Origin of the sequence: Chitinophaga sp. CF118 (assembly GCF_900112615.1) — a bacterium.
GTDB lineage: Bacteria > Bacteroidota > Bacteroidia > Chitinophagales > Chitinophagaceae > Chitinophaga.
Map to the genome: position 1 here is coordinate 342,854 of NZ_FOMK01000002.1, position 19,484 is coordinate 362,337.

Sequence of the window (19,484 nt, forward strand, 5' to 3'; positions counted from 1 at the left end):
GTTTTGATCTGGTTAGAGGTTAACTGGTGAAGTGAATTGGTAGCTGAATTGTTTTAGAATATTACCATCCATATCTCGGATCAGCTTTAATCTTCCAAACCTGTCATACTCATAGAAAACAGTCTTTCCGCTTGGATCAGTTTCACTGGTTACGCCAACGCCTACCTGATAAGTATAGGTATTGACCAAAGCATTTGCAGAAACCAGTCCCGTCCGGATTTTATTTAATTCCGTTCTTAGCTGCACATCATTAGACGGATTACGCAACACATTCATATTCACAAAACTGATAGCTGTGGTATAAGTGCTGCCCGCGATCTTAGCAACCGGATACAGATTGTTGTATCCCCATATGTACACCTCATTTACATCATTCACCATATGCTGCTCCAGGATATTACCGGTACTATCATAGGTATCAAAACTCAGATCCTGCTCATAATTGGGATCTCTCACCAGGTCATTGCTCTGAATATAGGTGGGCGTAAAACTCGTTAACGGAGTGTTCCTTTTTAGTTTATAAGTTCCAGCCATAACCACTCCCTGGATATTGGCCTTGTATTGTACCTGGGCCGCAGACAACGTAGTGGTCACTCCAGCACGTACCTGCTGAACATACTGCTCAATCATGGTGCTGTGGATATTACTATCCTGCATCATTTTCAAAGCATATAAGCCTGAGGATAACGTACCTGACGGAATGGTATAGTCCGTAGGATACTTGTTATAGATCCACAAATCATCATCTTTGGAATTGATCTTATGGATTCTGGTAGGCTGATAATGCTGTTTATTATCATAAGTCATATCAGTTATACTGACAATGGAATCCGTGCCAAAATATTCTGTCTGTTTAACCGATTGGGGTACAGCGGCAAAGCTGTTGTAGTAGTACTTTCTTGAAAGAAAGCTCTCCAAACTTGCACCCACTCCATACAAACCTTTATGCGTATAAGCCGCCTTCCAGCCCAGTATTGAGCCTTTCAGGTACGTTTCATAAGTCGTTTCTGTTTTCCTAAGCAATTTCCCCATGTTGTCGTATACCAGTTTCTTTGCTTCCATACCGTTGCTGGGATAATTATTGGTAAACGGAGCGAAGGGATAACTAACATATGCATTGGCATCACTGGATAGATAATAGACATACCGCGTACTTCCGTTTTCATTATTATTCTTAGTGGCCTCCACTACTTCCTGATAATTGATACTTGATCCGTGCGAGTACATCATTTCATTATTTGCAGAAGAACTCTTGATCTTCGTAGGACAAGGATATTCCTGAAAACTACCAGTACTGGTTACAGGCTTACACATCTTTGTAAAACTATATTCATAATCAGGTTTAGTATATAACCAACCGGTAGATCGGGTAGAATCATTACCAAAGCGATACAGATAGGTTTTTATAATATCATTATTATGACTAATGCCATCATAGCTGGTTATCCTTTTTATGCGCAAACCACTGCCTCTCGCAATACTGGTATAGCCCGTTATGTGTTTATATTTAAGGTTTAACTGAACCTTTTCATAGTTAGCAGTAGGTTCATCATGACCGGATTCAATATACATCCGGTATTGCCCTGCATCCAGAGCTGTATAATTGTGTCCTGACGGAATTGAAATAAGGGTATTGTCTGATAAATTTTTCAACGAAATGCGGGCATAGTTACCACAACAAGCTTGCAAGGTAACATCTGTGATGATCGACTGTGCGCTGTCAAGCGTGAAGGAGACGCTATCCGATGCATAATTAGGATAAATGATTGTTGAGGAGTAATAACCCGTCCTGATCTCCTTTGCGGCCGTTAAGATTTGATACACAGGATCATGAACAAACTCGTTCACATTAAACCTGCCATAAGTATTATTCTCAAATTCAAATGTTGAATATCCTCCTGTAGGAAATTCGATTTTTTGGATGATCCCGGTTTGGATATAATCAGCATCAGGTTCCCGGTTTGCCCCGTCTGTATTGGAACTGCCTGTTATCAGGGTGGTATTACCAGCACCATTGTAACCACCCCAGTGATCCTTGTCTTTAGAATCCAGGGGCGGAAAACCATGAGCGGTATTGTAGGTTATTTTGTAAGAGGAAATCGTATTCCCATAAATATCTGTATTATTAACCTGTTTGAGCTGCAAGCGGTCCAAATTGTTATAATCAAATGTAAAACGTTTTACGGGATTGTAGGTTCCATTCAGCAATGCAGATTCCACTACAGATCCTAACGCGTAAAAAATATCATTTACAGTATTCGAAATATCTAAACGCTGGAAAGTATAATTAAAATCAATCCTGCCACCAGGATAATCAATTCGTTTAACTTTAGCCTGCTGCGTAGTTCTAGTCGCAATACAACCTTTAAGAACCGGTTGAAAAGGGCTGGTTGGGCAGCCTACTAAGGGATCTATCGGCATAAGGGTGTTCAATGTTGTTAACGTCTGCGAAGTTGATTCTACCGAAAAACTTGGATCAGAGATGTAGGTAAATTCTATCCTGCGCTTAGACTGTGGCAAAATAATCGATGTCAGATACCAACTGTTGATGGATTCACTTTCTTCTATCGAGCAAGCCATTACAGTTTCCGTAATTTCAGCGGCTTTAAAAATGTAGATCGTGCCATTATCAGTCGTTATGGTGAAATACATATTTCCAAGGTCAAACTTCGCCTCAATTTTTATATTACGGTAAGGCATCGTATTAGCAGTATAGTTAGCACCAAATACAAATTTGCCTGCGTTTCCACCAAAATTGTATGAAAATTCATCCGGTTGTGTATCATGCGTACCATCAGCAGAGAGCCTAAACCGTTCATAGGTCGAATCCACTGCATCCGTTTGCCAGCCCAGCGGAATCTGACTGTAGCCATTCTGTCCCACATACCCTCCTTCATCCGGTTTACCTTTTATTACACGGGTGATTGCACCACCGGCATTGAGCGACCATCCTAAACCTACATAGGTAGCAACTTCCTCTACAAGCATACCAGAGGCATGATACGAAAGATCAATATTCATGTTAAATTCACCTCCTGCGACGATTTTCGTAAGCGGTACAGAGATGTTTGGCAGCCCGTTACTCAGACTTACCGGAATGTCTCCGTACTTACCCAAAGCAGCTGCATTTGGTGCCGGAGGTATTACATTAAATTTTGTGGGGTTTAAGTCACCCTCTTGTGCAAAGACACTTTTACTTAGCAGTAAGAGGAACAAAAGTCCATATCTTAATTTTTTCATTAAAATCCTTTTTAGGTATAGCGCTATTTTTTCTGTTTCCAGTTGTTCGATACGTTTCTCCTGTTTGATCTGATAAAGAATACTACAGGATTAATTTTACATGATAGTCATTTATTTAGGTAAGGTATTTATCTTGGTGCAAACCTAGAGTAAAGGCACGCCGCCTATCTGCGTATGAAAAAATACGAGCAAAGAGTCAGACCTAATACTAAACACTTATTTCTATTCGGCGAACCCGAATCATAATATTATTATCAATAAAAGGATCTCCAATTATTTACTTATTATCAGCTTTTTTCACCGATTTCATCTCACGCTGTAAAGCATCAATCTGTGCCTGCATCTTTTCATTCCGATCATGCTCATTAATCAAATGCAATGTCAACTCTTCCACTTTTTGCAAGAGTATTCTATTCATTTCTCCCAGATCCTGTCCATCTTTTGCTACCTCAGTAGCAGATGGTACATCAGGTAGATGCTTGTTGGCTGCTATATAATTTTTAATCTCCTGTAAAGAAGGCAACTGATAGTTTTTGTCAAAGACAAAATCTGCCCAGGCAGCCTGCGTTACTCTAATTTTTCGGGCACCAATAGTCCCTTCTACTGCCAGTTTGCAATCACTTGTTACAGTAGTACCTATTCCTACATTCCCCAATGCATCAATGCGCATTCTTTCTATTCCTGTACTGGTAGAAAATGAGATAAATCCTCCGTTTATATTACCTCCTCTATGAAAATTTATAGCACTATTCAGGGAACCATAAAATTTATGCTCCAATGCAAAAGAAATACCGCTTACAGGGGATGAGTTATAGGTTTGTACCCCCAGATATGTACCACCGTCAACCGAATTACCTTCAGGCAACCTGCCCAATACGCTTGTAGTGGTATTAGTTAAGGGTGTAGTAACATCCAACAGTGCACGCGGATCTTCATTTCCGATTGCTACATTTCCCGCTGCTGCAATACGCATTTTTACTGTCGGAGTCGAAGCATTAGCCGTTGCAAAAACCAAATCACCACTTGCGTTTGTGGTAGCATCCGTCCTTGTCCAAGCCCCAATGTATGCAACCCCTTTATTGCCAGTTGAATTAGGTGTCATCCAGGATAATGTTCCAACAGATCCGATATTGGCAGTTGCTCCAGTACTTAAGACCAAATGAGCCTGGCTATTGCTGCTGGTTTTCACATTAAAAATCTCCATTCCCAGATTATCCCCTCCATGATAATAGAATTGGGGGTTCTGAGTACCAATACCAGCAGAATTATTAGGAGGAAAAGAGTTTGTTTGTGCCTTAGCAATATTAATTAACCCTATCAGTGCTAATAGTAGTGTATATTTCATGTATTTCATTTTGTCTTCTTTAATTCGTAAATTGATCGTCCGCAGCACACTCCTTGTCGTATAATTCACATAAATAATCGGGGTGGTAGTTTCGAAAAATTCTATAGTAATATTAAAACCCACTTCGCTTTAAGTGAACTACTACTTAATTGATTTCTTTAAATCAGTTATTTCTGATTGCATTTCCTTCATCCTCTTTTCCTGCTCAATCAGGTGCAGCGTTAATTCTTCCACTTTTTGCAAGAGTATCCTATTCATTTCTCCCAGATCCTGGCCATCTTTTGCCACTTCCGCAGCTGATGGTATATTAGGTAAATGCCTATTAGCTATTATATAATTCTCTACCTCTTGCAAAGAAGGTAATTGATAGTTTATGTCAAAGACAAAATCAGGCCAGGGAGTTATCTGTGTTACTTTTATTCTCCTTGCAGCTATAGTGCCCTCTACGGCCAACCTATTACTGCCAGGTGCAGTTGTTCCTATTCCCACATTCCCATTATCAGATATCGACATCCTCACGGCGCCTGTAGTAAAAAATTTCATACCACCATATGCACTCATCCACATACTTGGACCTGCTCCCGTCCAGCTATCCATTACCCATTGCATTCCGTAGTGAGGTTGATATTTACCATCATAAGTCAGACGATCTGTCAAAGCAACTCCAAAATAAGCACCTGTGCCAGACAAAGCAATATTTCCGCTTACCATTAATTTTTCTGTAGGATTACTTTCACCAATGCCTACATTACCAGATGCATTTACTTTAAATGCTACATCACTGGAATTCTTCTTAGTTATATAGAACTCATTACCTGCATCCAGGCCGAAATCGTAAAAGTGTATTTCCTGTCTTGACAAACGTAATAAACGACCGAAAGTGTTTGTTCCGTACGTTAACGTACTAATATTATCATTGATCTGTAACGGGAAAGGATGTCCTACTGTATCTGTGGCATTAATCTGCAGCGCCTGTGCATTTGTCTGTTCTATTAATGCAACTAACATTAATAGACTTAAAATCGTTAAAAGTTTCATAGTAAAGTATTGAAAGAATATCTCCGGTAACAACAGGATCTTCGTAATTCTCATAAGTATATTTTAAAATTAATTCTCTCTCTATCAATGAAAAAAATAAACAATGCAATATGTACCATTGTTAAATTGAACCCTAATTATATAGGGTTGGTCTAACAACAATACTTGTAGCGCTATAGCTTTATTTCATGTGTTTCATTTTGTCCCCTTAAAAATTATACCCCATCCTCACCTTCAACGCACTCGTCGGCGGCACACTCCTTGTCGCTAAAAAATCATACAGCACCATAATATTCCCTTTCAGCTTTGCACTGATCTTATATTTCTTACTAATCCCCAGCAAAGCACTGCTCTTCCAGCCTTTCCAGTCCTTCAACTGATCTACATGAGAGAACGCCGACAGATAGTTCTCTTCAAAACCACCATTCACAAAAAACGTCCCTTTCAATTTCCAATCCACAAAAGAACGAAGACCTATTCCCTGGTGACTGAAGGCAATATTATTCCACCCATTACCCATTCCTAACTTATAAGAAATACCAAGACCCGCAGTTCCATTCTTATGAAACTTATAAGCTGCCTGTCCGGCTATATCAGATGTAGTTGGATAATATTGAGTTGATTTCTGGAACTGTACATTGCCTCCAAATTCCATCCGTTGCAGAAAACTTTTTGTCTTCATGGGATTGGGTTTAAAATCAGGCATATCACCTGCATTGTCCAGATCGGGAAACTTACTTTTCAACTCACTGAACTGCGATCTTGCCTGCTCCATCTGCTGACTTACTGCCTGCTGCGCTGAAGGACTGCTCCCTATCCGTTGCTGGACCAATTGCTCCACCTGTGCGCGAGTTTGCAGCCCTTCCAGGCTTTGCGCAGTATTAGCGCTAGATGACAGATTAAATAAACTGGCTAATTGTGAATGTTTCTGAAGGAAATCATTGTAAGCAGGTACCTTCTTTAATAACTCAACGGCTTTCGCTTCCGCTTTCTTTTTATCTTTCAACAGGGATTTATATTCCTTGATCTGCTGCCCATAATAATAGGCTTCCTTATTCATCTTCTGCAGATCTTTGGTAAATCCGGTATACTGACTCAATTGTTCCTTTAGTTGTTGCCTCCGCTCCCGGATATACGCTTTCACCTCTTCTGCCTGTTGCAACTTACCCTGCAAATCCTGCACACTTTGTGTAGCACTGCTCAACTTATCTTTTGAGCTCCCCAACATATCTTTTGATCCATCCAGGAATTTCAGTGAATTCTGTAACGTATCCAGATCGGCATTACCTCCCAGGGGTAAATTACCCGGTACTTTATTTTTAAGCCCTGATTTAAGACTGCCCAATTTATCTATAGAGCGGGTAAAGATATTTTTAGCAGCGACAGAATCCACCTTCCACAGCTTTGCCTGCATCTTCTTTTCCTGTTTGGCAAACCGGTTCAACGCTTTTTCAGTGCGCTTGTTCACCTGTTCTTCAACATGATGAGATTTATGCTCTACCTGGGATAAATATTTTTTGGGGAGCTTTTTTACTTGCTGGACAGTACTATCTGTATCATTGGCAAACACAGATATAACATGTCCGATAACAAACAAAACTGAGAGTATTAAATAGCGCATATACGTAAATTAGAACTTAGGGCAAGCCAGTAACTTATTTCTTTATTTCCTGTGGTTGATTGACCATCTTCATTAACTGATCTATCAATGCCTGCTGTTTTTCAAGCTCTTTCTTAAGATCAATCAGGTATAAAGTTTGCTCCTCCACTTTTTGCAACAGAATTTTATTCATTTCTCCTACATCTAATCCTTCTTTTTCTACTTCCGCAGCAGATGGTACATCGGGTAAATGTTTATTTGCTGTAATATACTTCTCCACTTCATACAGGGAAGGCAACTGGTAATCTGGTTCAAACACAAAATCTGCCCAGGGCGTAACCTGGGTTACTTTAATTTTGCGCGCACCAATAGTTCCCTCTACTGCTAGTTTGTAAGGACCAGGAGCGGTTGTACCAACACCAATGCTACCTCCGAAATAGTTAACTTCACCACCATTAAAATAAGCGGAATTAGCATAAGTCATCCCCGATGGGTTGTAAGCATCTATCTCTGTTTTATATGTATACGCATATCCGTTAGTTTCCTGGTAAGTATCCGAATTTACCACTCCATCATATACAGCAGGATTAACTGCATAATCAGATTTATAAACATATGGTGTTGCCCCTCTCAACCAAATGATTATTTTATGATCGCCATTCAACGATGTTACATCCGTCCATCCTGCAATAAGCAGCAATCCAGAAACACCTTTTTTCTGTCTGATATCAGCATCAATAAAATTTGAGCCATGCCCCCCATTTGTGGTGTGAAATCTGAATTTTGCTATAACAGATCCCCACCAGTCACCATCAACTTTATGAATATAGGATCTGCCAATTTCAAGTGTCGTAGCCACATTATTATCCCAGCCTCCATCATAAAATGTAACAGGATAAAATTTAGCAGCATCACCCTGAACCGTGATAGTACCGGTAACCTGGGAAAACGCGTTATTGCCTAAACCACAGGCCAATAACATTGACAACAGAATTCTCTTAATTAACATAAGTATATTTTAATTGGATAAAACCGAATAAACAATGCACTATGTCCTACAACTAAATAAAATGAGAAATATATAGGGCCTCACTACAATGCCGGGACTCTATGGATTTTACTACAGTCGGCTTAATATCTTGAATAACAAAAGGATATAGGGCAACTATAACATTTAATACTCCGCTAAAGTATTTATACTTTCTCACATCCTGATAACACGTTCGTGTAGGCATATCACAATATTACAATCCTGCCACGCAGCCTATCTACGCATAAAAAAAAAGCTACAGGAAATACTTCCTGTAGCTTTTCAACTTAATAACTTATTCGCTTACACGTTCCCCTTCTTCAGCTCTTTCACCGCATGATCTACTGCTCTTGCCGTTAAGGCCATATAAGTGATAGACGGGTTCTGACAGGCAGAAGATGCCATACATGAACCATCTGTAATAAATACATTCTTCGCGGCATGCACCTGGTTCCATTCATTAAGTACAGACGTCTTGGGATCACGTCCCATACGTGCTGTACCCATTTCATGAATACAATGACCTGGAGGAGGCATCTCGTCATAAGTACCTACATTCTTAATCCCTGCGGCTTCCAGCATCTCTTTTGCACTCTCCGCCATATCCTTGCGCATAGCAAGTTCATTCTCTTTGAATTCGCAGTCGATGTTAAGTGTAGGCAGTCCGTATTTATCTTTCTTATCCTTATTCAGTGTTACCTTGTTCTCATAATAAGGCAGATGTTCTCCCCAGGCGCCAACTCCCATGGTCCACATACCTGGTTCTGTCTGTGCTTCTTTTAATGAGATCCCGATACCTTCAAAGCTGGTACCGCGATTACGGTCTGCACCACCCTGGTAACCAAACCCACGTACATAGTCGTTACGTTTAGTTGCCGGACTGATATTCCTGAAACGGGGAATATAAATACCATTGGGACGACGTCCACTGTTATAATACTGATCCTGGAAACCGTCAAATTCACCGCCGGCTCCTACGCCAAAATGGTGATCCATCAGGTTATGGCCTACCTGCTCGCTGTCATTTCCAAAGCCATTAGGGAAACGGTTGGAGACAGAATTAAGTAATACCGCAGTAGTACCTATAGTTGATGCGTTTAAAAATATTACATCAGCGTAATACTCTGTTGTCTGCAACGTGTGTGCATCCATGATACGTACGCCTTTGGCCTTGCCTTTCTGCTCATCGTAAAGTACTTCAAGCACAATAGAATCCGGACGTAAGGTAAGATTACCCGTTTTAGCTGCTGCTGGTAAGGTAACCCCGTTACTGCTAAAATAACCGGTGAACGGACATCCTCTTGCACAAAGGTTACGGAGCTGACAAGGACCACGGTCATGATGCTTTTCAGTTACATGTGCTACACGACCAATAGTGATGATACGATCCTGGTATTGCTCTTTGATCCGGGCTGCCACATGTTTCTCGAGGCAGTTCATTTCCATTGCTTTCAGAAACTTTCCATCGGGCAACTGTGGCAATCCTTCTGCCTGACCACTCACACCTATATACGATTCTACATAGTCATACCACGGCTCAATATCCTTGTAACGGATTGGCCAGTCTGTTCCATGCCCATCTTTTGCATTTGCCTCAAAGTCTACATCACTCCAGCGATATACCTGCCGGCCCCACATCAGGGAACGGCCTCCTACATGATACCCGCGCAGCCAGTTAAATGGCTTCACCTGGTTGTAAGGATTCTCTTTATCGTTTACCCAGAACTGTTGTGTGGCTTCGTCAAATGCATAACACTGGCTCTGAACCGGATGATTCTCCTTCATTTCCGCTGTATGATGCAGACGGTGCTGAAACTCCCAGGGCGCCATCATAGCGGTGGTGTAATCTTTCACATGTTCCACATTGCGGCCTCTTTCCAGTACCAGCGTTTTCAATCCTTTCTCACACAGCTCTTTAGCCGCCCATCCTCCGCTGATTCCTGAGCCTACCACAATGGCATCATAGGTATTCTCTTTTTCTGCTCTGATATTGACATTCATGACTAAATATTTCCTTTCTTCATTTCCTTCACGGCATAATCTACAGCTCTTGCGGTCATGGCCATATAGGTCAATGATGGATTCACACAGGCTGCTGATGTCATGCTGGCACCATCTGTTACAAATACATTTTTCACGGCATGCAGTTGGTTCCAGGAATTAAGCATCGATGTTTTAGGATCTCTGCCCATACGTGCTGTTCCCATTTCATGGATTGCCATACCCGGATAAGATCCGGCATCGTATGTTTTTACATCCTTCAAACCTGCGGCTTCCAGCATTTCTGCTGCATCGTTCATCATATCTACACGCATCTTCTTTTCGTTCTCTTTGAACTCTGCATCAAATTTCAATACCGGTTGTCCCCAGTCATCTTTAACGGATGTATCGAGCGTTACTTTATTATCTTCATAAGGCAGGCATTCTCCAAAACCTCCAAGGCCCATACTCCAGTCGCCCGGTTCGGTGAGCATATCTTTAAAGTCCTTTCCTACACCCATTTCGGCAATACCACGGGCCCAGCTACCGCGACTAGCACCTCCCTGGTAACCAAAACCGCGGAGATAATCACGCTTGTCGCTGCCGATATTACGATAACGGGGGATGTAAATACCATTAGCCCTGCGACCAAAGAAATATTTGTCATCAAACCCTTCTGCCTTGCCGGAAGCACCATTACGGAAATGATGATCCATCAGATATTTTCCAAGCACACCACTGTCATTTCCCAATCCATTCGGAAAACGGTGGGAGATAGAGTTCATCAGTACAAAAGTGGTTCCTAATGTAGACCCGTTCACAAAGACGATTTTTGCGTAGAACTCGGTCATTTGTTTGGTGTGTTTATCAATTACGCGTACACCGGTGGCCTTGCCTTTCTGCTCATCATAGATGATAGAATTAACAATGCTGTCCGGACGTAAAGTAAGATTACCTGTAGCGACTGCTGCTGGTAAGGTAGACGATTGCGTACTGAAATATGCTCCGAACGGACAACCACGGCTACACAGGTTACGATATTGGCAATTAGTACGGCCAGGTAATGGCTGTGTAATATTTGCCACACGTCCCATCGTCATAATACGCCCTTTGAACTGGGATTCTATACGTTTCTTCACGTCTTTCTCCACACAGTTCATTTCCATCGCCGGCATGAACTGGCCATCAGGCAACTGAGGCAATCCTTCTGCTGTACCACTGATCCCTGCAAATTTCTCTACATAATCATACCACGGCGCCAGATCTTTATACCGGATAGGCCAGTCTACAGCGATCCCATCTTTCAGATTCGCTTCAAAATCAATATCACTCCAGCGGTAAGACTGTCTTCCCCACATAATGGATTTACCACCCACGATATCCGGACGGTACCAGTCAAAACGTTTTACTTCATTATATGGACTTGTGGAATCGTTGATCCAATACTTTTCATTGTGCTCGCTGTAAGGATAATCGCGGCTCAATTTGGGATGCGTTTCCCTCTGTTCTGTAGTAATACGACCGGCATGTTTAAATTCCCAGGGGTCTTTTGTTGCAGTATCGTAATCCTTAACGTGTTCTAATGGTTTACCACGGTCCAGCATCAATACTTTCAGACCTTTTTCGGTAAATTCTTTGGCTGCCCAGCCACCGCTTACGCCGGAGCCTATAACAATTACATCGTAAGTGTTTTGCTCCTGAGCTTTCATATTCAGATTCATGGAATTGCTTTATTGTTTATGACACACTTAATTATACTGCCCATGCTTTATCCCCTTTCTTGTATGGGATGCAGCCTTCGAATTTTCCTGGTACCGGCACATAACGCAATGCTTTTGTAGCACCGGGCTCGGACGTAAAATAGCCAAGTAATGTCAGCTCTTTCAGGATCTGGAAGTAATGGGTAGGATCACCTTCTTTTTTATTATCGCGCTTATTATAAGCAACACGTTCCTTGTCAATCTCTGTCAATAATGCTGTTTTCTGTTCTGCAGAGATCTCAACAAAAGGCTTCTTGTATTGCTTTTCGCTCGCTGCATCGATCTTCTTCAAACCATCCAGCACAATTTGCTGATCACTGGTTTTATAACAATCGTTCAGCATCGTTACAATAAAGTCCTCTACCTTAGCTTCTTTAGCACCGGGAGTATCTGTTTTCGGTATGATCGTTTCTGCAATTTCCGCTAGTAAACTATGGGTTTCAGGCGCCTTTAATGCATAATTCTCAGGACCTTTTGGGTTACAGCCTTCCAGGGCAGATAACGTGGACGCGGATATGGCAGTTCCCAGCAAGAGGGCTACATTCCGGATGGCATCTCTTCTATTCATAACTTAGTAAATTAATTTGACCTTACTCCCCAAGTTTCGAAAAAAAAACGACTTTTCATAGAAAAATAAATAAACGGAAGAAAATACAGCAAAAAGAAAGGGATCAGTTGATAACTGACCCCTTTAATTATTTGATTTATCTATAGCAGATTACATGATGTACTTTCCTTTGCTGTCCACCATTACCACTGGTAAACGATGATTTTTTTCAAAATAATCATATGCACCTTTCAGATCTACCCAAAAACGCTGTGATGTACTATCAGTAAGCGTTACGCTGCCAAGGTAGTCCAGAGAGCGGACATTACCGAACTTAACAGGGAACACATGCACCGGTATGAAATCCTGACCCGCATTCTTTGCATTCACAGCAAGAATATACACTTCATCTATAAATTCGTCTGTCAGCGGGATACAACCTATTGTTAAACAGCTGCCATGAATATAAATTTCCTTACCGGGCTTTTTAGGATCACTTAACATCTTGTCCGAAAAATTGGGATAGTTGATACCCAGGGAAAGGTGGTAGTTGCTATTCGGATTAAAATCGTTGATATAATAAAATCCTTCCGGTACCTGCATATCTCCCTCTTTGCGTTTCGGCCCCATTTTACCGGAAAGCGTACATACACGGTAAGATTTAAACAGCCTGAAGGTATCTGAAGCTTTGTTCTTCACCCAGATTTCCAGCTCACTGTCCAATTTAAAAGAACGCAGAAAAATATATTTAGCAGGATAAGTAAGTCCTTTTTTCTCAAATTCCTTCTTCAACTGCTCTTCCTTGTCCCTGTAAGCATATCCCACTTTTGGAAACATCTTTTGATTATCCAAAAATGATTGCTGGGCATGTAGCTTTCCAAACCCTAGCATAATCATTACTGCTAAAACGACCTGTTTCATAGATAATTTAACACAATTTTACAAGTTCACTAACTATGTCCTGTCCCTACAGGAGCACTTGCGGAAGGCTGCATGGTAAAAGTCCAATATGCAAGACAGAACAACAACATTGCAAAAATAGCATATATAATCATTCCAACCTTACGATTTGCGATACGTAAAATATAGTGCCGCTCTCCCTGGTAGATCAATACAGCTGTTATACACTGAAAAATCCCTCCTAATAAAAATAAAACACCCAACAAGGTTTGTACTCTCATAAACAACGTATCTATGATGCAAATTATTTTAAATTTTCCGACCTCACAATACCATAAAAGTGCGATAAACGCAAAAGGCTGCTCCGAAACGGAACAGCCTCCCTAAAAATTAACTAATTATTACAGGTTACCTCTCAGCGCCTGCTCCCTTTCAATTGATTCAAACAACGCTTTGAAATTGCCCTTGCCGAAAGACTGAGCTCCTTTACGCTGAATGATCTCAAAGAAAACAGTAGGACGATCCTGTATTGGTTTGGTAAATATCTGTAACAGGTAGCCTTCATCATCCCGGTCTACCAGTATACCAAGTTCCCGCAGCGGTTGCAGATCTTCATCAATCTCTCCTACCCTGTCCAGCAATGTAGCGTAATAAGATTCCGGTACTTTCAGGAATTCAACGCCTCTTTTCTGCAGCTCTGTTACGGTTTGGATAATGTTATTCGTTGCAATAGCCACGTGCTGTACTCCCGGGCCACCGTAAAAATCAAGATACTCTTCTATCTGCGACTTCTTCTTCCCTTCTGCAGGCTCATTGATCGGAAACTTTACACGACCGTTTCCATTGCTCATCACCTTACTCATAAGCGCAGAATACTCAGTAGAAATATCTTTGTCATCAAAAGACAACAGGTTGCGGAAACCCATCACTTTTTCATAAAAATCTACCCAGGTATTCATTTCATTCCACCCCACATTACCTACACAATGGTCTACATATTGCAAACCGGTATCAGCAGGATTGTAAGCTGTTTTCCACGGTTTAAAACCCGGCAGGAAAGGACCATCATAATTGTTACGCTCTACAAAAATATGTACCGTATCTCCGTAAATATGAATGCCACTGCGTACAACTGTTCCATACTCATCTTTTTCAGTAACAGGTTTCATAAAAGGTTTAGCACCTCTTTTCACAGTTTCTTCAAAAGCAGAACGGGCATCATCCACCCATAGAGCCAGCACTTTCACACCATCTCCATGAGCCTGGATATGCTTTGCAATTTCACTATCCTGTACTAGCGGAGTGGTAAATACAAAACGCAGCTTGTTTTGTGTTACTACATAAGAAACTTTATCTTTCACACCTGTTTCCGGACCGGCATAAGCGGCAGACTGGAAGCCAAATGCCGTCTTATAAAAATGAGCAGCCTGCTTGGCATTACCTACATAAAACTCAACGTAATCTGTACCATTTAATGGTAAAAAGTCCTGCGCATTTGCGCGTGCAGCTGTGGAGCCAGCATCAGTAACCGTATGCATAAGAAGAAAGGTTTAAGAAAGTTTTGGTGTATGATAAATTGATTGTACCGGTGTATGCTACAATGCCGGATGGCATTGATTAAAAACAGGTAAACCGCTTTAAGATGGGCGTGTAATAGTAAAGTATATTGATAATTGCACCCGAAGGCAGTATCATACCTGCTTAAGCAAGCGTCGAATCCATTGCCAGCGTCGCCATGAGGAAGTAGTATTCACTCTGGATCTGGTCTGATTTAGTATGATATGTGTGCAGTATTTGCATGAAGTAGTTGCTATTGCAATATTATGGATTTGGTTGTAATTCTGCAAATAAAGTTGGGAATGGGGTTAGGTTCCGTAGAAATTGTACTTCCGTTATTTTTTTTCACCAAGGGCGTTCCTCCCATCGCCATACCAATAATCCTTTCCCCTGTATATTTTAACGATCTTCAACTGGTAATCATTATCCTTCATAAGCGCCCCTGCATTTGTTGGCCCTGGTGCCTCATCTTTTAAATTATAAGTCCATTCACCCGTTATAAACATCTCATTTGTTTTATCATTGGAAGGAACCGCTCTTAACTGGCGATTATAACTCTCCAGGCTTAGTCTTGTGTAGATTGTCTTGTCAATTACATAAATAGAACGGGTTGGGTTAATCAGCAACTCGCCCTGCCCGTCTTTATCTTTCTTAAAAGTGAAAGGGAACGAAGAATCTCTGAATTTCATCACATGATCGCCTTCTGTAAGTACCAGCGTTTTGAACACCTCTTTTTCTAATACAATTTCCTGATCGTCAACCTTTACAACTAACCTTTCTGCTGAAGGGTTATCGATGGTAACTTTATACCCACAAGATATTACCAAGCATCCAATTACTAATAAGGGAAGAATGAGTTTAAACATAGGTCAGGTAGTAGATTACCCAAAGATAATATTTCGCGGGGTTACCCCGCGAAATATTTAAATTATTTCTAACTTATAAAGTCTGTCATTAATATACTTAATCTCTTCAGAACCGAGCTTAATATTGATCGCCTTCGCGTTCTGTATAGCTTGTTCCGCATTACGGGCGCCTACCAGGGCCACGGTAATACCCGGACGATCAATCGTCCAGCGGATCACCAATTGTGCCAGTGTCACACTCTTACTTTCTGCCACAGGCCGGATTTCATCCAGGAAAGCATTGATACGTTGAAGATTCTCCGGCTGATAGAATTTAGTGGCCGGACGATGATCCCCAGCTTCAAAATGATATCCAGGCTTGATCTTACCACTCAGAATACCTCTCTGCAAAGGACTATAAGCAAGGATTCCCTTCTTATTTTCTATGCAATAAGGTACCAGTTCCTGTTCGATCCCCCTTTCCACCATACTGAAAGGAACCTGGTTAGAAGCCAGTTTCATCACTTTTTCAGCCTTTTTCATCAGCTCTGCATTGTAATTACATACCCCTGCTTCGCGGATCTTACCCTGTTCTTTCAATCGCAATACTGCTTCAAAAGTCTCTTCGATGGGGGTAGTTTCATCAGGCCAGTGAATCTGGTAAAGATCTATGTAATCCGTACCCAGCCGTTTCAAACTGTTCTCGCATTCCAGTATAATACTTTCCTTTCCTGCATACCTGTGTATATTAATATCCTTGCCATCATTATCCTTGCTTTTAAACGCAAGTGCTCCTTTCTCAAGATCCCAGCGCATTCCGAATTTAGTCAGGATTTGTACCTTACTGCGGTCCATTCCCTTTAAAGCTTCGCCGGTGATTTCTTCACTTAATCCCTGTCCATAGATGGGTGCGGTATCGATAGAAGTAACACCTTCTCCGATAGATGCACGGATAGCTTCTACAGCATCCTTACGTTCAGTTCCTCCCCACATCCATCCGCCAATAGCCCATGCGCCAAATGTTATGGCAGATACTTTCAGATCACTTTCTCCTAATTGCCTGTATTCCATAAATTATCCTGATTTTAAATGAAGCTCCAAAAGTATCGAATTATTAACGGTTACCCATACTACCAATTTGAATAGCACACTACGGATGGCACAATATTAGTGACCTCCTATTTATAAAAACTATTACCATGGCACAAAAAAACTCAACCGCTCCAGCGGATAAAAAAGATAAGAATGTCCAGATCGACGAAAATGGACTAAAGAAAGATGGTACAGAAATTTATATGGGAGATACCACTTTACAAACCCCTGAAGAACATAAAGAAGATGAAAATACAGATCCTGAGAAAGGTGATGGAATTATATTGGGAGAAGAATAAAATCGCCATCATTTATTGTAATACAAACCCGTTCCTATAACGTATAACATGTCCTGATATAAACCCAAATCAGGAATATCTTAATAGTGAGTCTATACGCAGAACATTCGTAGAACATACATTGAACATTCGTTGGACAACTTTAGATCACATATAGCTGTTCAAAGATTGTCCAACGAATGTTCAATGTATGAAGCAAATACCAACTCTCTCCCAACTTGCTATCAATAATTTAGGAAAAATTACTGGTTCTGACAACAAAAAACATCCAGGTAGTATTCCATCATAAAAACTGGCTGTATCATTGTGTGATACAGCCCGTTTTTATGATGGAGAGAATGCTCTGTTTAAGCGTTCCTCAAGCTCATTATTTATTATTCGGCCCAGCTCATCACATAATGCCCATCCTCAATTCCCAAAGCTTCTTCGGTGATTTGCAAAGGATGAAAAGTATCTACCATCACAGCCAGTTCTTTCGTCTCTTTTGCGCCTATACTTTTTTCAACAGCGCCCGGATGCGGCCCATGTGGAATTCCACCGGGATGTAAGGTGATCATCCCTCTGGTTACATGTTTGCGACTCATAAAATCACCATCTACATAATACAACACTTCATCACTATCTATATTGCTGTGATTGTAAGGAGCAGGAACAGACTGCGGATGATAATCAAATAACCTCGGACAGAAAGAACACACAACATAATTACTTCCTTCAAAGGTTTGATGTACAGGTGGTGGCTGATGTACGCGCCCTGTTACCGGTTCAAAATCATGAATGGAAAATGCAAATGGATACTCACAACCATCCCAGCCAATTACATCAAAAGGATGATGAGCATAATGAATAGGATACATCATCCCTTTCTTTTTGATGCGGATAAGAAAATCGCCAGCTTCATCGATTGTCTCCAGGTTTTCCGGCTGACGAATATCTCTTTCACAATAAGGGGAATGTTCCAGTAATTGTCCATAATGGCTCAGGTAACGTTTAGGATAACGAATCGGACTGAAAGATTCCAGGATAAATAAACGGTTATCAGATCCGTTAAAACTGATCTGGTAAATCGTTCCTCTTGGAATCACCATGTAATCACCATACCCGAAGCTCAATTCTCCATATTGCGTACGTAAAACACCTGCTCCCTCATGTACAAAGATCATCTCATCTGCATCCGCATTCTTGTAAAAATAGTCCGTCATGCTTTCCCGCGGAGCAGCCAGCACAATATGGCAATCACTATTCACCAGCACAGGCTTCCGGCTTTGCAGAAAGTCATCCTCCTGTTTAATATTAAACCCCTGGAAACTACGATGTTTCAGCATTTTCTCTTCAGCCACTTTGGGAGCCACATTATAAGGCTCATCTACTTTCACTATCTCGGTAGGCGGATGACAATGATATAATAATGTTGAGTTGGAAGAAAAACCTTCTGTAGAAAATAACTGCTCAGAATACAAAGTACCATCCGGCTTGCGGAATTGCGTATGACGCTTATGCGGGATTTTTCCCAGCTTGTGATAATGAGGCATGAAAATATGTTTTGATGTACGAAATAGTATTATAACAGAACGACTACAAACGATGAAGCCTGGCTCCTTCTAAACCTATAGCAAATTTTGTAGCAAATATCAGACAATGAATTTCACCCGGCGGAGTCGCCTTTTTGCAATGCAGAAAGAAGGAAACAATATTTCCATCTGCGTTTATCTATATGATATGTGAAGTTTCTGAAATACGGCATGCCTAACGTGGTTATAACAAATATAAGTAAAAACAGTCTGTGACATCCTAATTCCTGGTTAATCCCTGCTTAATCCCGACCTAATTCCCTGTTAATCTCTACTTAACCCACCGGAATAATCCATGAAACCAGCCATGATACTGCATGATTTCTCTTTTCCTATAAGCTGCTACCTACCTTCCTATAAGCTTCTACCTATGTTCCTATAAGCTAAGCATATAGGAACATAGGTAGAAGCTTATAGGAATGGGCTTAGCAGGATATAAGCATATATAATTCAAGGTAGAATTTAAGGAACACCGGGGATAAGAAGAAATACAGAAATACGGAAGGTTTCAGGTGGGCAATTGCGGGCCTTAGCCATTTGACACACGATGGATACCGTTCAATATATATTCAAAAGCCCATACGCTTGATCATGTTAAATAGAATTAATACCAAATGGGTACAGTCCGCAATTGTCCACCTGAATCCAAAGTGAATCTTCTGAGCCCGTGGTCAACCAAA

At 41.1% G+C, this 19,484-nt stretch carries 14 protein-coding genes; 1 reads left to right on the forward strand and 13 read right to left on the reverse strand.

Annotated elements, in window-relative coordinates; all coding sequences use genetic code 11:
- Positions 1-12: 12 nt before the first annotated feature.
- The 12 genes from BM176_RS09665 to BM176_RS09725 form a co-directional block, all read right to left on the reverse strand.
- Complete coding sequence (locus BM176_RS09665; protein ID WP_090102261.1) at positions 13-3,240, reverse strand: RHS repeat domain-containing protein; 3,228 nt, start codon at positions 3,238-3,240, stop codon at positions 13-15.
- Positions 3,241-3,517: 277 nt separating this feature from the next.
- Entirely contained in the window at positions 3,518-4,585 is a 1,068-nt protein-coding gene (locus tag BM176_RS09670; RefSeq protein ID WP_143097766.1) for a hypothetical protein, read from the reverse strand.
- A 141-nt stretch (positions 4,586-4,726) separates the two neighbouring features.
- On the reverse strand, positions 4,727-5,677 hold the full coding sequence (locus BM176_RS09675) for a hypothetical protein (RefSeq protein ID WP_143097767.1): 951 nt from the start codon (positions 5,675-5,677) through the stop codon (positions 4,727-4,729).
- Positions 5,678-5,831: 154 nt separating this feature from the next.
- Complete coding sequence (locus tag BM176_RS09680; protein WP_255373486.1) at positions 5,832-7,244, reverse strand: hypothetical protein; 1,413 nt, start codon at positions 7,242-7,244, stop codon at positions 5,832-5,834.
- A gap of 34 nt (positions 7,245-7,278) precedes the next feature.
- Positions 7,279-8,232: a hypothetical protein gene (locus BM176_RS09685; RefSeq protein WP_143097768.1), complete on the reverse strand. Its 954-nt coding sequence runs from the start codon at positions 8,230-8,232 to the stop codon at positions 7,279-7,281.
- Positions 8,233-8,556: 324 nt separating this feature from the next.
- Entirely contained in the window at positions 8,557-10,254 is a 1,698-nt protein-coding gene (locus tag BM176_RS09690) for a GMC oxidoreductase (protein ID WP_090102269.1), read from the reverse strand.
- A 2-nt stretch (positions 10,255-10,256) separates the two neighbouring features.
- A complete protein-coding gene (locus BM176_RS09695; RefSeq protein WP_090102271.1) occupies positions 10,257-11,954 on the reverse strand; it encodes a GMC oxidoreductase in 1,698 nt (565 codons plus the stop codon).
- A 31-nt stretch (positions 11,955-11,985) separates the two neighbouring features.
- Positions 11,986-12,561 carry a gluconate 2-dehydrogenase subunit 3 family protein gene (locus BM176_RS09700; protein WP_090102273.1) on the reverse strand — a complete coding sequence of 192 codons (576 nt, stop codon included), beginning with the start codon at positions 12,559-12,561 and terminating at the stop codon, positions 11,986-11,988.
- Between the two features lie 150 nt (positions 12,562-12,711).
- Positions 12,712-13,461: a L,D-transpeptidase family protein gene (locus BM176_RS09705; RefSeq protein ID WP_090102274.1), complete on the reverse strand. Its 750-nt coding sequence runs from the start codon at positions 13,459-13,461 to the stop codon at positions 12,712-12,714.
- Positions 13,462-13,841: 380 nt separating this feature from the next.
- Positions 13,842-14,978 carry a 4-hydroxyphenylpyruvate dioxygenase gene (gene hppD, locus BM176_RS09715; RefSeq protein WP_090102280.1) on the reverse strand — a complete coding sequence of 379 codons (1,137 nt, stop codon included), beginning with the start codon at positions 14,976-14,978 and terminating at the stop codon, positions 13,842-13,844.
- Positions 14,979-15,332: 354 nt separating this feature from the next.
- On the reverse strand, positions 15,333-15,824 hold the full coding sequence (locus BM176_RS09720) for a hypothetical protein (RefSeq protein ID WP_143097769.1): 492 nt from the start codon (positions 15,822-15,824) through the stop codon (positions 15,333-15,335).
- Positions 15,825-15,920: 96 nt separating this feature from the next.
- Positions 15,921-16,913, reverse strand: coding sequence for an aldo/keto reductase (locus tag BM176_RS09725; protein WP_090102284.1), 993 nt, complete (start codon positions 16,911-16,913; stop codon positions 15,921-15,923).
- Positions 16,914-17,041: 128 nt separating this feature from the next.
- Between BM176_RS09725 and BM176_RS09730 the strand changes: the two genes are divergently transcribed.
- Entirely contained in the window at positions 17,042-17,233 is a 192-nt protein-coding gene (locus BM176_RS09730; RefSeq protein WP_090102286.1) for a hypothetical protein, read from the forward strand.
- 374 nt (positions 17,234-17,607) lie between these two features.
- On the opposite strand, the gene BM176_RS09735 is transcribed toward BM176_RS09730, so the two are convergent.
- Positions 17,608-18,765 (reverse strand): homogentisate 1,2-dioxygenase, encoded by a 1,158-nt coding sequence (locus BM176_RS09735; RefSeq protein WP_090102288.1) that lies wholly within the window; start codon positions 18,763-18,765, stop codon positions 17,608-17,610.
- Positions 18,766-19,484: the final 719 nt, after the last annotated feature.